Annotated in this window: 15 protein-coding genes and 1 tRNA gene; 9 read left to right on the plus strand and 7 right to left on the minus strand. The window is 74.3% G+C overall.

What is annotated here, in order from left to right; all coding sequences use genetic code 11:
* From DMH12_RS31845 to DMH12_RS31860, 4 genes are all read right to left on the minus strand, one after another.
* A partial coding sequence (locus DMH12_RS31845; RefSeq protein ID WP_399189525.1) for a lipid II flippase MurJ occupies positions 1–674 on the minus strand: 674 nt, incomplete at its 3' end.
* Positions 671–1,999, minus strand: a complete 1,329-nt coding sequence (locus DMH12_RS31850) for an O-antigen ligase (RefSeq protein WP_125494862.1) — start codon at positions 1,997–1,999, stop codon at positions 671–673. The genes DMH12_RS31845 and DMH12_RS31850, both read right to left, overlap by 4 nt.
* Before the next feature lie 5 nt (positions 2,000–2,004).
* Positions 2,005–3,435 (minus strand): exopolysaccharide biosynthesis polyprenyl glycosylphosphotransferase, encoded by a 1,431-nt coding sequence (locus DMH12_RS31855; protein ID WP_125494863.1) that lies wholly within the window; start codon positions 3,433–3,435, stop codon positions 2,005–2,007.
* Complete coding sequence (locus DMH12_RS31860; RefSeq protein ID WP_260474414.1) at positions 3,432–4,877, minus strand: glycosyltransferase; 1,446 nt, start codon at positions 4,875–4,877, stop codon at positions 3,432–3,434. The genes DMH12_RS31855 and DMH12_RS31860 overlap by 4 nt, the downstream gene beginning before the upstream one ends.
* Before the next feature lie 400 nt (positions 4,878–5,277).
* Between DMH12_RS31860 and chpG the strand changes: the two genes are divergently transcribed.
* The 6 genes from chpG (at position 5,278) to DMH12_RS31890 (ending at position 9,112) form a co-directional block, all read left to right on the plus strand.
* Entirely contained in the window at positions 5,278–5,517 is a 240-nt protein-coding gene (chpG, locus tag DMH12_RS31865; RefSeq protein ID WP_125494864.1) for a chaplin ChpG, read from the plus strand.
* Between the two features lie 275 nt (positions 5,518–5,792).
* Positions 5,793–6,515 carry a hypothetical protein gene (locus DMH12_RS31870; RefSeq protein ID WP_125494865.1) on the plus strand — a complete coding sequence of 241 codons (723 nt, stop codon included), beginning with the start codon at positions 5,793–5,795 and terminating at the stop codon, positions 6,513–6,515.
* A 212-nt stretch (positions 6,516–6,727) separates the two neighbouring features.
* Positions 6,728–7,018, plus strand: a complete 291-nt coding sequence (locus DMH12_RS31875) for a hypothetical protein (RefSeq protein WP_125494866.1) — start codon at positions 6,728–6,730, stop codon at positions 7,016–7,018.
* Between the two features lie 80 nt (positions 7,019–7,098).
* Complete coding sequence (locus tag DMH12_RS31880; RefSeq protein WP_125494867.1) at positions 7,099–7,614, plus strand: hypothetical protein; 516 nt, start codon at positions 7,099–7,101, stop codon at positions 7,612–7,614.
* 120 nt (positions 7,615–7,734) lie between these two features.
* A complete protein-coding gene (locus tag DMH12_RS31885) occupies positions 7,735–8,262 on the plus strand; it encodes a tyrosinase cofactor (RefSeq protein WP_125494868.1) in 528 nt (175 codons plus the stop codon).
* Positions 8,246–9,112, plus strand: a complete 867-nt coding sequence (locus DMH12_RS31890; RefSeq protein WP_125494869.1) for a tyrosinase family protein — start codon at positions 8,246–8,248, stop codon at positions 9,110–9,112. Before DMH12_RS31885 ends, DMH12_RS31890 begins: the two co-directional genes overlap by 17 nt.
* Before the next feature lie 98 nt (positions 9,113–9,210).
* On the opposite strand, the gene DMH12_RS31895 is transcribed toward DMH12_RS31890, so the two are convergent.
* Entirely contained in the window at positions 9,211–9,543 is a 333-nt protein-coding gene (locus DMH12_RS31895; protein WP_125494870.1) for a chaplin, read from the minus strand.
* 199 nt (positions 9,544–9,742) lie between these two features.
* On the opposite strand from DMH12_RS31895, the gene DMH12_RS31900 reads away from it, so the two are divergent.
* Positions 9,743–10,369, plus strand: a complete 627-nt coding sequence (locus DMH12_RS31900; protein WP_125494871.1) for a DUF2087 domain-containing protein — start codon at positions 9,743–9,745, stop codon at positions 10,367–10,369.
* Here DMH12_RS31900 and DMH12_RS31905 read toward each other — a convergent pair.
* Both DMH12_RS31905 and DMH12_RS31910 read right to left on the minus strand, forming a co-directional pair.
* Positions 10,327–11,346 (minus strand): D-2-hydroxyacid dehydrogenase family protein, encoded by a 1,020-nt coding sequence (locus tag DMH12_RS31905; RefSeq protein WP_125494872.1) that lies wholly within the window; start codon positions 11,344–11,346, stop codon positions 10,327–10,329. The two genes, DMH12_RS31900 and DMH12_RS31905, sit on opposite strands and share 43 nt — an antisense overlap.
* A 30-nt stretch (positions 11,347–11,376) precedes the next feature.
* Positions 11,377–11,452: transfer RNA gene (locus DMH12_RS31910), tRNA-Arg, on the minus strand.
* Between the two features lie 330 nt (positions 11,453–11,782).
* Here DMH12_RS31910 and DMH12_RS31915 point away from each other — a divergent pair.
* Entirely contained in the window at positions 11,783–13,390 is a 1,608-nt protein-coding gene (locus tag DMH12_RS31915; protein ID WP_122620055.1) for a dynamin family protein, read from the plus strand.
* Between the two features lie 3 nt (positions 13,391–13,393).
* On the plus strand, positions 13,394–13,609 hold a 216-nt coding region (locus DMH12_RS31920; protein ID WP_399189536.1), incomplete at its 3' end, for a hypothetical protein.

A 13,609-nucleotide genomic window follows, 5' to 3' on the forward strand; every position in this document is an offset into this window, starting at 1 on the left:
CCCACCGCCGCCGACCGCACCCCCCAGCGCCCGCCGAGCACGAACATCGCCGTGATGATGCCGGTGTTGTAGGCGACGTAGATCGCCGCCGGCGCCAGGAACCGGCGGTGCGCCCGCAGCGCCGCGCTGCAGTACCCGGCGAGCCCGAAGCTGACGACGCAGGTGGCGGTGAGCCGGGTGCAGTCCACGGCCAGGGCGTGATCGTCCAGGCCCGGCGCGAGGGCCCGGACCAGGGCGGGAGCGCAGACGACGACCAGCGCGCCGACCGCGACGAAGGCCGGCAGCAGCCGGGGCAGGGTGGCGGCGACCAAGTCGCGGACCGGGTCGCCGGGGGCGCCCCGCGCGCGGCGGGCCAGGGCCAGGCTGAACATCGGGACCAGCGCGAAGGCCAGCCCGTCCTCGATCAGCAGCGTCGCCGCGAACTCCGGCACCGTCCACGCCACCAGGAAGGCGTCCGTCTCGCTGCCCGCCCCGAACAGCCGGGCCAGCGCCTGGTCCCGGGCCAGCCCGAGCACCGACCCGGCCACCGACAGCACGGCGGTGAGCAGCGCCGCCCGGGCCAGGAAACTCCGGGAGGACCGGGTCTCGGCCACCGCGGCGTCCGGATCCGGCGGGGCGGTCCGGGCCGGCGGGACCGACGTCCCGTCCACCGCTCGCCGCGGGGTCGTCCTCACCGCTCCGCCACCCGCTCACCCGTCGCGGAACCGAGCGCCCACCAGGCCGCCAGCCCGAGGCAGACCGCCGTCAGCACCGTCGAGGGCCCGCCGATGTCGGCGTACGCGAAGTCGGTCAACTGCCACACCAGCAGCCCGCAGGCGACCAGCCCGCAGTCCTGCCCGGCCGTCCCGGACCGCCGTACGGCACGCAGCCTCCGCAGCCCGAGGACGAGCAGCGCCAGCCAGCTTCCGGCGAGCGCGAGCAGCCCGAGCAGGCCCTGTTCGGCCAGCACCAGCAGGTACATGTTGTGCGGGGACAGCAGCGGCTGCCGTTGGTACCCGGCACCGGCGCCGTCGGTCTCGCTGCCCGAGGACAGCGCCAGGGAGGCGTGCGAGTCGCGGTGTTCGGGGAACCCCTTCAGCCCCACGCCGGTCAGCGGCCGCTCGCGCCACATCCCGGCCGCCGCCGCCCACATCGTGTAGCGGTCGGTCACCGACTGGTCGGGGGCGTCCGTGACCTGCGTGATGCTGCCGACCCGCTCCTGGAGCATCGCGGTACCCACCCCCAGCCCGCCCACCAGCACCACGCCCGCCGCGACCGCCGCCGCGCCCACCGCCAGCGCACGGCGTGCCCCGGACAGCAGGAGCTGCGCCGCGCATGTCACCGCCGTCGCGATCCACGCGCCCCGGCTGAACGACAGGGCGAGCGGCAGCAGCAGGGCGAGCGCGCACCCGGCGGCGAGCAGCCGGTGCCGCACCGGCGTACGCCCCAGCGCCAGACCGACCGCGCAGACCAGGCCCAGGGAGACCACGGTCGCCATCCCCATCACGTCCTGCGCCCCGAAGGTGCCCACCGCCCGGATCGGCTCGCCCTGGTAGGAGGCGCCGGTGCCGGTCACGTACTGGTGGACGCCGACAGCCCCCTGCCACACCGCGAGGCCCACCATCGACCGGGCGAGCAGCCGTACGTCGTCCCGTTTCCGCAGGAGCAGCAGTACGGCGGCGGGGACGAGGACGAAGACCTGGAGGTACCGGCCCAGTCCCTCGAGCCCCGCCCCGGGTGAGACGGCGCCCACGGCGGCGACGGCCAGGCCCAGCACCGGCAGGCCCAGCACCACGGCCGCCCTGCGGGTCAGGGGGCGCCGCCGGTCCCGCACCAGCCGCAGCGCGCAGTAGAGCACCACCAGCGCGGAGACCGCGTCGGCCGGATGCGCGTTTCCGATGCCGCCCCCGCCGCCCGGCGCGACGGGCAGGGCGAGCAGCGCCACCACCGCGACCACGGCCAGCACGGGCGGCAGCCGCCGCACCCGCGCCGCCGGCCACAGGGGAAGGGCTTGGGCCACCTGCGTCAGCTCCCCGTGGGACGCACGAGCGCGACGGCGGTGCGCAGCAGGATGCAGACGTCCTGCCACAGCGACCAGTCGTCGATGTAGGCGTTGTCGAAGCGGGCCCGGTCCTCGATGGAGGTGTCGCCGCGCAGTCCGCTGATCTGGGCCAGGCCCGTGATGCCGGCGGGCGCCCGGTGCCGGGCCGCGTAGCCGGGGTAGGTCTGGCTGAACTGGGCCACGAAGAAGGGCCGTTCGGGGCGTGGGCCGACCAGGCTCATGTCGCCCCGGAAGACGTTCCACAACTGGAGCAGCTCGTCCAGCGAGGTGCGCCGCAGGAAGCGGCAGAACCACGGCATCCGGCGCTCGTCCGCCACGCTCCACCGGGTCGCCGACTCGTGCTCGTCGGCCGGGCGGTGGGTGCGGAACTTCAGCAGCGTGAACGGCCTGCCGTCCTGGCCGATGCGCTCCTGCCGGAACAGCACGCCCGGCCCGCCGACCACCCGCAGCACCGTCGCGCAGGCCAGCAGCACGGGGCTGAGCAGGAGCAGGAGCAGCCCGGACACGGTCACGTCCAGCACCCGCTTGCCGGCGCCGGCCGGTCGCCGGGCGTCCGGCTCCAGCCGCCGGCGGGAGAATCCGGCGAGCCGTTCCCGGCCGTCCCGCGCGGGGAGGTCCGCGTCCAGCTCCCACACCACGCAGCCGGACTCCGCCAGCGCCCGCAGCAGCGGTTCCTGCCGGGTGCGTACGGAGGGGTGGACGGTCAGGACGTCGCGCACCCCGTTCTGCACGACCGCCCGCCGCACCTCCTCGCCGGTGGACAGGACGGGCAGACCGGTGCTGCCGCCGGGTTCGTCGGTGACGACGCCGACGGGACGGACCCCGCAGCGGGGGTGGCGCAGCAGCGCCGAGGCCACCCGCTGCGCGGTCGCGGCGGGACCGACGACCAGGGCCGCGTACGGCCGGTTCGCCAGCGCCGTACGGTGCCGCCGGTGCACGGCGCCCCGCCCGGCGCAGCCCGCGGCCGCGTGCAGCAGGAAGCCGAGGAGCAGGGTGGGCGCGGACAGCGCCTGCGGCGGTGCGTACGCCGCGACGAGTGCCGCCAGCGCCAGCCAGACCACGGCGATCCGCCCGCACAGGGCGGGCAGGTCGTCCAGCACCCCCGTGGGCCGCCGGGCGGGGTCCGGGCGCGGGCGCAGCAGCAGCGAGGCACCGACCAGCAGTGCCGTCAGCAGCGGTTGGTACGGGGTGCCGGTCAGGGCCAGCGATCCCGGCAGCGCGGCCGTGCCGTCCGCGACGAGCAGTGGCAGGGGTGAGTCCGGCCGCGCCGCGGTGCGCCCGGCGGGCAGCCGGAAGCCGGCGGGGCGGGTGCGCGGCGGCAGGACCGCGACGGGGGACGGGCCGAGGTCGTGCGCCTGGCCGGAGGGGGTGGGGACGGTGCTTTCCGCGGTCACGGGTGGGTGGACTCCCTGTACTCGATGGGCACGACGGCCGGCCGGCCCATGGCTGCGGGCCGGTCGCCGGGGAGGAGACGGAGGGCGTCGGACGGTCCGCCGCGGCGGAGGGACGGGCCTGCGGTGTCCGGGTCGTGGTGCGGGAGGGACGGGCCTGCGGTGTCCGGGTCGTGGTGCGGGAGGGACGGGTCCGGGGCTGCCGGGTCGTCGTGCGGGCGGGGCAGGTCCGGGCCTGCCGCCCCGCAGCCGTCGGCGACGTGCGTCCCGGTCGTCCGCGCACCCGCCAGGAGCGCGTCGTAGAGTGCCGCGACCGCCGCGGCCGTGTGCCGTACGTCGTGCGCGGACCGCACGTGCGCGTGTCCCCGGCGGCCGAGCGACGCGCGCAGCGGCGCGTCGAGCAGCAGGGCGGCGACCGCGCCGGCCAGCGTCGCGGGTTCCTCGGGGGGCACCAGGCAGTGCGGCTCCAGAGCGGGCGGCAGGCCCTCGCGGGCCCCGTCCACGTCCGTCACCACCACGGGCCGCCCGCAGGCCATCGCCTCCAGCGGGGCCAGCGCCATCCCCTCCCAGCGCGACGGCAGGACGACCAGATCGGCGGCCCGGTACCAGGCGGCGACGTCGTCCACACCGCCCGCGAAGACCACCGACGCCCGGGCGCCGTCCAGGAAGCCGTACGCCGAGGCCCGTGCGGTGAGCGGACTGCGGTCCGGGCCGTCGCCGACCAGGACCAGCCGGGCGTCCGGCACCCGTGCGAGGACCGAACGCCACGCGGCCAGCAGGACGTCCTGGCCCTTCTGCCGGCACAGGCGCCCCACGCAGACCACCAACGGGGCGTGCGGGCCGATGCCGTGCCGGAACCGCACGCCGTCGGCGTCGGTGGGGTCCTCGGGTGTTCCGCCCGCGGGGAAGCGGTTGGTGTCGATGCCGTTGGGGATCACCGACCAGCGTCCGCGGACCCCGGCCCGTACCCCGCGCCACCGCTCCGCCTCGCTCACGCACACCGTCCGCGCCGCCCAGCGCGCGCCCCAACGCTCCCAGTACAGAGCGAGCGCCCGCGCGGGGCCGCCGACCGCCTCGAACGACCAGGCGTGCGGCTGGAAAACGGTCGGGATCCGTCCCCGCACCGCGAGCCGCGCCGCGAGACCGGCCTTCGCGCTGTGCGCGTGCACCAGGTCCGGGCGCACGGCCCAGGTCACCCGGGTGAGCCGGCGCACCTCCGGCACGAGTGCCGGGCCCGGCGAGCGGGTGGCCGGCCAGTGGTGTACGTCGGCGCCCAGGGCGCGGAGGCGGTCCCCGAGGTGCCCGTCGGGGCAGGCGACGGCGACACTCAGCCCGGCGGCGAGCTGAGCCCGCGTCAGGTCGGTCACGACCCGGGCGACCCCGCCGTCCACCGGTTGGGTGACATGCAGAACCCGTGGCCGGGAGCCGGTCGGTGGCAGGTGCATGCGCGTTTCCTCGTTCACGGAGACTGCTCGGGACGTGCGGGAACGCGTCTGACGGCGGGGCGTCGGCCGCGACGCGGCGTACGCCGGCGCACGCCGCGTCCCGCTGCCAAACGAGCCGGAAACCGGCAGGTCACCGCCGCGTCGGGAGTTCTCGGAGAGTGCCTTCGGCCGATGTCCCTGAATGGTGCGACGGGGAGGCGTCGATGGAGTGGGGAACGAAGTGGGACTCTAGCTGCTATCCGTACTAATACGGTGAAACCGGTTAAGTGTGTTGGATTTGTGAATACCGGTCCTTCGTCAGATCACCCCTTTGGCGGCACAACCCACGTGGATGCCACGCGTTGACACTGCGCCGGGCAGCCGCCCGGATGTGTGTGACAACCCCAAGGAGCACTTCTCCATGTCGCGTATTGCGAAGGGCCTGGCCCTGACCTCCGTCGCCGCCGCCGCGGTGGCGGGCACCGCCGGTGTCGCCGCTGCCGACAGCGGCGCGAAGGCCGCCGCCGCCCACTCCCCGGGCGTCCTGTCCGGCAACGTGGTGCAGGTCCCGGTCCACATCCCGGTCAACGTCTGCGGCAACACCGTCGACATCATCGGCCTGCTGAACCCGGCGTTCGGCAACGAGTGCGAGAACGACTGACCTCGGCTCACGCCTTTCCGTACCGGCCGTCCGTACCGCGGTTCCTCCGCGACCGGGCGGCCGGTCCGCGTTTTTGTGCGGACGGCGGAGCGCTGCCCCGAATGGGGGGTGCGGACGCCGACACGGTGTGCGGACCTTGACAGGGCGTCTCACCAGGTAAGACGCCGAGGACGGGAAATCCGGGCGAGTACGTGTGGTCATCGCTCGGTTGCAGAGCGCCACAGGCGCTTTCACGGTGGGCACAAGATCCGACGCACCACCGAAAGGAACGACCCATGCGTCTGCCCGCACGACGAATCGCCACCACCGCTCTCTGCGCCGGCCTGCTGATCGGTCTCTCGGGGCCGGCGGTGATGGCGGCCGATGGCGAATCGGCCCGGGAACGCACCCACGCGGTGTCCCAGGCACCCCTGCCCGACCTGGCGGAACTGCAGAGCCAGGTCGCCGACCTGGCCGGCCTGGGCGGAGTGCTCACGCCCGTCACCGACCTGCTCAACGCCATCCTCAAGGCCGACGACGGCCGGCTTCCCGCCACCGAGGCCGACCAGTTCGCCGCCGCAGTCAAGGACGCGCTCGCCAAGGCCGAAGCGGCCGACGCGGACGCGGACGACACGGTGAACCTGCCCGGCACGACCACCCCGGCCCAGCCGCCGACCGTGACCGCGCCGCAGGCCGGCAACCCGGTCACGCTGCCGGCGCCCGTCGTGGCGGAGGACCAGACCGCGGCGGCGTCCGACCTGACGGCCACGGCCTACGCCGACCTCCAGAAGCGGATCGACGCGCTGGTCAAGGCCACCACCGCCGGCAACGCCGAGCAGGTGAGCCCGGCCATCGACGAGGTGATGACCGGCATCGTCAACGTCGTCGCCGCCACGCTCGTCGGCAACGGCATGCCCGCCGCGGACCTGGCCGGTCTGCCCGCCCTCCCGGCGGCTCCGGAGGCCACCACGCCGGACGCCGCTGTCCCGGCGAACCCGCTGCCGGCCAACCCCTCCTGACGCCCCGCGCGTCCCCGGGCCGTCGCGCCACCCCCTTTCCGGGGTGGCGCGACGGCCCCTTCTGCATTGCCGCCTTTCTGCCCCTCCGCCATTCGAGGGTCCGGAGATCTCATATGTCTTCCGGACGGTGGAGTTTCCGTGTCCGGTACAGGTCGTTGGAGAGAGCGTCCGTATTTCCTCCGGTGACACGGGTCGCCGAAGAAAGGAACACGATGAAGTCCCTCAAGGCCGCCGCGGTCGTCGCCGGTTCCCTGGTCGTCGCCGGCTCCGCCGTGCCCGCGTTCGCCCACGACGCCGACACCGCCGCCCGGTCCATGCCCACCAGCCTCAACGGCGCCGTGAACGCCCTGACCGCGGAGCCCATCGACGTCATGCCGCTCAAGCACCAGTCGAAGGCGCTCGACACCGAGAACAAGGACTCCGTGCTGCACACCGTGAAGGGTGCGACCACCGACCTGAACTCGAAGAGCCGCCGGCTCGGGGGCCTCCCGCTGGGCGGCTGAGCCCCCGACCGTCTTCCGCGTGCGCTCTTCCCGCCCGTTCCTCCCGTCTTCCCGCATTCTCGAAAGGGACCGTGCCTGACATGAAGTCGACCACCAGACGAACCCTGGCAGCCGTCGTCACCGGAGTGGCGGCAGCCGTGGGCGTGTCCGCGGCCCCCGCCGCCGCGGCCGACGCGATCCCCGTGCCCGTGCCCCTGGGCGGCGCGGAGACGGCCCTCGGCATGGAACTGCCGGAGGTGACCGGCGAGCTGCCCGTGCCTACGGTGGGCGCACCCGAGGGGCCGCGCTACGTCGAGGGCCGTCTGCTGCCGGAGCGGACACTGCCGCAGTTGCCGGTGCACGGCGGGCTCCCGGGCGCCGACCTGCGCCAGCCCGTGCCGCACGTCCTCGGCGACAACTTCGACCATGCCGCCCTGGACGCCCCCGCCGCCGGGCTGCGCACCCTGGCACCGGGTCTGTCCCCGGACGTGCCGCTCACCGCGCCGCGCGCCGACGCCCTCGGCCTGCCGGCGGCCAAGCTCCCGGAGGCCGGTGTGGCGGCCCCCGTCGTCCAGACGGCCCCCGTGGCCGACCTGGGCGTCGGACCGGGGCTCTAGTCCGCTCGGCCCGTCACACGCCCGGGCCGTCCGTGCTCCGACTGGCCCTGCGAGCGGTGACCGAGTGGCCCGTCGGCCGGTTAGTGGTGCGGATCACCGGAACCGGACGAGGAGCGAGCCATGGCCGTCGACGCGGGCGCGGCAACGAGCGACACCGAGCAGGAGCAGGAGCAGGAGCAGGATCGCGGGGCGGAGAGCAGGGCGAGAGGCGGTCCGGCGCAGGGCACCCGGCGGCAGCTGATGCGAGGGCTGCTCGCCCCGGCTCTCGCAGTCACCCTGACGCCGCTGGTCGCCGCCTCCCGCCCCGAGCCGCACACCGCCGAGCCGGCAGCGAGCGGCGCCTTCGACGAGACCTACCGGGGCCGCCGGATCCGCGGCGTCTGGTCCGCCGCGGGACGCGCCGTCGGCGCCGGCACCTGGCACGTCACCGTGGACGGCCGCCCGCTGCACCTGATGCGCCGGGCCGACGGCAGCTGGCTGACCATGATCGACCACTACCGGTCGTACCCCACCCCCCTCTCCGCGGCCCGCCGCGCCGTCGACGAACTCGGCCCCGGCGAGCACCTGCGCGACACGCCGGTCGCCGAGGAGCACGACCCTCAGGGGCACGACCACCGCTCCGGGGGACGTCATGGCGTACACGCGTAGGGACGTCAGCACGCTGACCCGCACCGAGCGGCGACGGTTCGTCAAGGCGCTGCTGGAGATCAAACGGCGCGGCGAGTACGACGAGTTCGTCCGCATCCACATCGACTACTACGTCTCGGACGGCGAGGACGGGCTGCGTACGGCGCACATGGCGCCCTCGTTCCTGCCCTGGCACCGCAGGTTCCTGCTGGATCTGGAGGAGGCGCTGCGCCGGGTCGACCCGTCGGTCACCGTGCCGTACTGGGACTGGACGAAGAACCGCAGCACCACGTCCGCGCCCTGGACCGCCGACTTCCTGGGCGGCACCGGGCGACGCTCCGACCACCGGGTCACCACCGGGCCGTTCGCGTACGCCGAGGGCAACTGGACGCTGAAGGTGAACGTCACCGACACCGAGTACCTCACCCGGGACCTCGGGCGGGCGGGCGATCCCCTCAAGCTGCCCACCAGGAGTGACCTGGAGTGGGCCCTCGACGACCCCGTGTACGACACCGCGCCCTACGACTCCACGGTCCGCAAGGGGTTCCGCAACAAGCTGGAGGGGTGGGGGACCGGCCGTGGCAGCGTCTCCTGGCGCAACCACAACCGGGTGCACCGGTGGGTCGGCGGGGCCATGGTCGGCGGCGCCTCCGTCAACGACCCGGTCTTCTGGCTGCACCACGCCTTCGTCGACCTCCAGTGGTCCCGCTGGCAGGCCCGTCACCGAGGCGCCCGCTACCTGCCCGCGAATCCGCCCGGCCGGGGCAGCGCGCAGCGCGGACGGATCGTCGCCCGGCACGAGCGGATGCCGCCGTGGAACGTGACGCCGGACGAGCTGGAGGACGTCGGGCGGATCTACCGTTACGCCTGACGGATCAACCGGTGCACCTGAAGGGTTCACCGGTGCACGGGGACCCACGGGAGGAGCCCCGGCCGGGAAGGCCGGGGCTCCTCGGGTGCCTACGGGACTCAGCCGCCGTAGCCGACGTTCTTCTTGCCGTGCTTCTTGCCGTTCTTGTCGCTCGTGTCCTTCTTCTTGTCGCTCGTGTCCTTCTTGTCGTCCGCGCCGTTCTCGCAGGCGTTGCCGAACGCCGGGTTGAGCAGAGCGAGGATGTTCACGGTGTTGCCGCACAGGTTCACCGGCACGTGCACCGGGACCTGGATGACGTTGCCGGACAGGACGCCGGGCGAGCCGATGGCCGCGCCCTCGGCACCCGCGTCCGCCATGGCCAGGCCGGTGCCGCTGAGCACCACGGCGCCGGCGCCGAGAGCGACGCCGGCCGCCTTCGCGATGCGAGACATCACGTTTCTCCTTCTGACTCGGGGAAAACGGCGGCAGGACGCGCCGCCGCGCGGCCGGTTCAACGCCCCTGGTCGAAGCGGGTCACGGGGAGAATGTGAGGATCACCCTTTTTGCAGAGAGGGCGAGGGACGGCGAGGGAGCGGGCGGCGACGGAAAACCAGTGCCGTTCCCGCGCGGACGTCCACTAGCCTCCCCGCCATGCCGAACGACCTGCCCGACGCGTCCATCGATCCCTCCGATCTCTCCGAGCCGTCCGCGCTCGCCGCGCTGCCCGGCCTCTTCTCCGAGGAGAGCAGGGTGCGCGCCTTCGCCGCCGTCGCGCTGGGGGCCGGCGGCAGCGCGGAGGTGGCCCGGACGGCCGGACTGTCCGCCAAGGAGACGGCGGGTGCGCTGCGCCGGCTGCGGGAGCAGGGCGTGGTGGTGTCCAGGGGCGACGGTGAACTCGTCGTAGCGCACGACCGGTTCAGGGAACTGGCCCGCGCGGCCCGCCCCACGGCGGGCCCGGCCGGTGCCCCCGCACCGGCGGCCGACGGCGACCGCACCGGCATGATCCTTCGGACCTTCGTGAAGGACGGGCGCCTGGTCCGCCTCCCCGCCCGCTGGACGCGCAAGAAGGTGGTGCTGCGGCACATCGCCGAGCGGACCTTCGCCCCCGGCGTGGAGTACCCCGAGCGCACCGTCGACCAGAAGCTACGGGCGTGGTGCGAGGACGGCGAGGTCGACCATGTGACGCTCCGGCGCCATCTGGTGGACTTCGGACACCTCCGCCGGAGTGGCGGAATCTACGCGCGCCCGGCGGAATCCGACCGGGTGGGAACCGCCTGAGCGTCCGGAGCGGGGGCCACGGGCAGGCGGCGTACGGGGGAGCCGTCGAGGTGGGCCCGGATCGCCTCCACGGCCTGGCCGTAGTACGTGGCGTAGTTGGCCTGTGAGACGTAGCCGAGGTGGGGCGTCGCCAGCAGGCGCGGGGCGGTGCGCATCGGGTGGCCGGCGGGCAGCGGCTCGGTGTCGAAGACGTCGACGCCCGCGCCGGCGATCCGGCCCTCGTGCAGCGCGGCGAGCAGGGCGTCCTGGTCGATGATCGCCGCGCGCGAGGTGTTGATCAGATAGGCCGTCGGCTTGAGCAGGGCCAGTTCGGCGGGGCCGAGCAGGCCGCGCGTGCGGTCGCCGAGCGCCAGGTGGACGGAGACGAAGTCGGCGTCGCGCAGCAGCGCCTCCTTGGAGGGGGCGAGTTCGACGCCCACCTCGTCGGCGCGCTCACGGGTGAGGTTCCGGCTCCACGCGCTCACCCGCATGCCGAAGGCGAGTCCGACCGCGGCCACCCGGCTGCCGATCTTGCCCAGGCCGAGCAGGCCCAGGCGGCGGCCGTGCAGGTCGGCGCCGACCGTCTGCTGCCACGGGCCGCCCTCGCGCAGCCCGTTGCCCTCCCGCACGATGCCGCGGGCCAGGCCGAGGATCAGCGCCCAGGTCAGTTCGACGGGCGGGGCCGAGGAGGAGGCCGTGCCGCACACGGTGACGCCGTGTGCCTCGGCGGCGGCGTAGTCGATCACGCTGTTGCGCATGCCGGAGGCGACGAGGAGTCGCAGCCGGGGCAGCCGGGCGATCAGCGATGCGGGGAAGGACACGCGCTCGCGCAGCGTGACCACGATGTCGAAGTCGGCGAGGGCGGCCGCGAGAGCGTCCTCGTCACCGAAATGGGTGTCGAAGGACACGACGTCCACGTCGCCGGCGACCGGGGACCAGTCGGCGATCTCGGTCGCCACCCGCTGGAAGTCGTCGAGTACGGCGCAGCGCAGTCGCACGTGGTCCGGTCCCCCTCGCCAAACGGGCAGTGGCGCCCCCGGCAGGACTCGAACCTGCGGCCAAGCGCTTAGAAGGCGCCTGCTCTATCCACTGAGCTACGGGGGCCTGGTGTGGTGGCCTCGTTCGTGGTGCCCGGGTGTGGGCGGGTCCGTGACGTTGCCGGGGACAAGGATAGGGCTCCCGGCTCCATGTCCCTGATGCTTCCCCTCCGTGGCTCGATGTGGAGGTTCGGTGAAGCGGTTCCGATAATCGCAGGCAGGTGCGAATCGTGCATCGCTTTTGGCCGCTCGCGCATCGGGTGTTGTCCACTCGTTATGCCTGGACTGCGCTCACGTCCCAGTAGTGGCTTCCGTCCGGAGTGTCCGGTCGGCGCGCAGACATGCTCATCATGCTCATATGCTTCAGAATTCCCTCAAAATTGGGCATTCTTCACATGTGGTGACCTTGGACGTACGGCCTCAGCTGCTCGACGCACTCTCCGCGCTGCGCGACCGTGTCGCGGCCGCACGCTTTCCGCTGCCCCTGGCGGGTGCGCCACGCGCGCGTGCCAACCGCGACGAGCTGCTCGCCCAGCTCGACGACTACCTGATGCCCCGGCTGAAGGACCCCGAAGCGCCCCTGCTGGCCGTGGTGGGCGGATCCACGGGCGCCGGCAAGTCCACCCTGGTGAACTCCCTCGTGGGGCAGCGGGTCAGCGAGGCCGGCGTGCTGCGGCCCACGACCCGCACGCCGGTGCTGGTGTGCCATCCGGAGGACCACCACTGGTTCAGCGGGATGCGGGTGCTGCCCGACCTCACGCGCGTGTGGGTGCCGCACCGGGAACCGGACGACGACCTGCTCCTGCCCGGCGAGAACCCCGCGCGCGTGCTGCGTGTCGAGACCGCCGACACCCTGCCGCCGGGCATCGCCCTCCTGGACGCGCCCGACATCGACTCCCTCGTGGCCGACAACCGCGTCCTGGCGGCCGAGCTGATCTGCGCCGCCGACATCTGGGTGATGGTCACCACGGCCGCCCGGTACGCCGACGCGGTGCCCTGGCACCTGCTGCGCACCGCCAAGGAGTACGACGCCACCCTGGTCACCGTCCTCGACCGGGTGCCGCACCAGGTGGTGGCCGAGGTGTCCCGGCAGTACGGGGCCCTGCTCACCAAGGCCGGTCTCGGCGACGTACCCCGCTTCACCGTGCCCGAGCTGCCGGAATCGGCCTGGGGCGGCGGGCTGTTGCCGGCCAGCGCCGTGGCGCCGCTGCGGTCCTGGCTCGTGCACCGGGCCCAGGACCTGGAGGCCCGGCACCACACCATGGCCCGTACGGCGCACGGCATCCTGGACTCGCTCAAGTCCCGGATGCCCGAACTGGCCGGTGCCACCGCGGCGCAGTACGCCGCCGCGCTGCGGCTCACCGCCGCCGTCGAGGGTGCGTACGACGGTGAGCACGCGCGCGTGCGGGGGCGGTTGCAGGCGGGCGCCGTGCTCGCCGGGGACGCCCTGAAGCGCTGGCGGGCCTTCCCCCTCGACTGCTCCCCGGAGGAGCTCCTCGACTCCCTGGTGGAGAGCCTGAGCGCCCTGCTGCTGTGCGCCGTGACCGCCGCCGACGAGCGGGTCGACGAGGCGTGGCGGGGCGAACCGGCCGCGGCCGCCCCGGAACTCGCGCGCCACGACCCCACGCCGGAGAGCGCCGAGCACCGGATCGGGCTGGCCGTACGCCGGTGGCGGCGGGAGCTGGAGGAGTACGCCGAGGACGAGGTCCGCGAGCTGGACCGGAACCTCGCCCCGGATCCCGGGGTGGTGGCCGGGCTGGTCGCCACCGTGCTGCTCGGCGGGCGGCGCGCGCGGGTCGCCGGGGAGCGGCTCGCCGAGCGGCTCGGCGCCCACGGCGCGCTGCGGCTGCGCGACCGGGGCGGACGGTTGCTCGACGAACACGTCGACCGCGTCCTGCACGTCGAGCGCGAGCGTCGGCTGGCACCGCTCGACGGGCTGGAAGTGCATCCCGAGCCACAGGCCGAACTCATCGCCGCGCTGTCCGTACTGCAGAAGGAGAGGTGACCGGTGACCGCCGTCACTGACCAGGACCCCACCGAGCACACCGACCACACCACCCAGGAGGCGGGCCGGACGGGGCAGTCCGGCGACACGGAACCCGGGGACGGCCGGGAGCCGGAGGGTGCCACCGAGCCGGAGGCCACGCGTGCGGACGGCGCCGAGGGGGCGTCCGGGGAACCGGTGCGCGGGACGTGGCTGCGGCGGCGCGGGGGCCGTACGGGG

It is taken from the genome of Streptomyces sp. WAC 04229 (assembly GCF_003947455.1).
Classification (GTDB): Bacteria; Actinomycetota; Actinomycetes; order Streptomycetales; family Streptomycetaceae; genus Streptomyces.

Excerpts from the sequence above, each read along its gene's own strand:
- DMH12_RS31860 (WP_260474414.1), bottom strand. The coding sequence starts at position 4,877 with ATGCACCTGCCACCGACCGGCTCCCGGCCACGGGTTCTGCATGTCACC.
- chpG (WP_125494864.1), top strand. The coding sequence starts at position 5,278 with ATGTCGCGTATTGCGAAGGGCCTGGCCCTGACCTCCGTCGCCGCCGCC.
- DMH12_RS31870 (WP_125494865.1), top strand. The coding sequence starts at position 5,793 with ATGCGTCTGCCCGCACGACGAATCGCCACCACCGCTCTCTGCGCCGGC.
- DMH12_RS31875 (WP_125494866.1), top strand. The coding sequence starts at position 6,728 with ATGAAGTCCCTCAAGGCCGCCGCGGTCGTCGCCGGTTCCCTGGTCGTC.
- DMH12_RS31880 (WP_125494867.1), top strand. The coding sequence starts at position 7,099 with ATGAAGTCGACCACCAGACGAACCCTGGCAGCCGTCGTCACCGGAGTG.
- DMH12_RS31885 (WP_125494868.1), top strand. The coding sequence starts at position 7,735 with ATGGCCGTCGACGCGGGCGCGGCAACGAGCGACACCGAGCAGGAGCAG.
- DMH12_RS31890 (WP_125494869.1), top strand. The coding sequence starts at position 8,246 with ATGGCGTACACGCGTAGGGACGTCAGCACGCTGACCCGCACCGAGCGG.
- DMH12_RS31895 (WP_125494870.1), bottom strand. The coding sequence starts at position 9,543 with ATGTCTCGCATCGCGAAGGCGGCCGGCGTCGCTCTCGGCGCCGGCGCC.
- DMH12_RS31900 (WP_125494871.1), top strand. The coding sequence starts at position 9,743 with ATGCCGAACGACCTGCCCGACGCGTCCATCGATCCCTCCGATCTCTCC.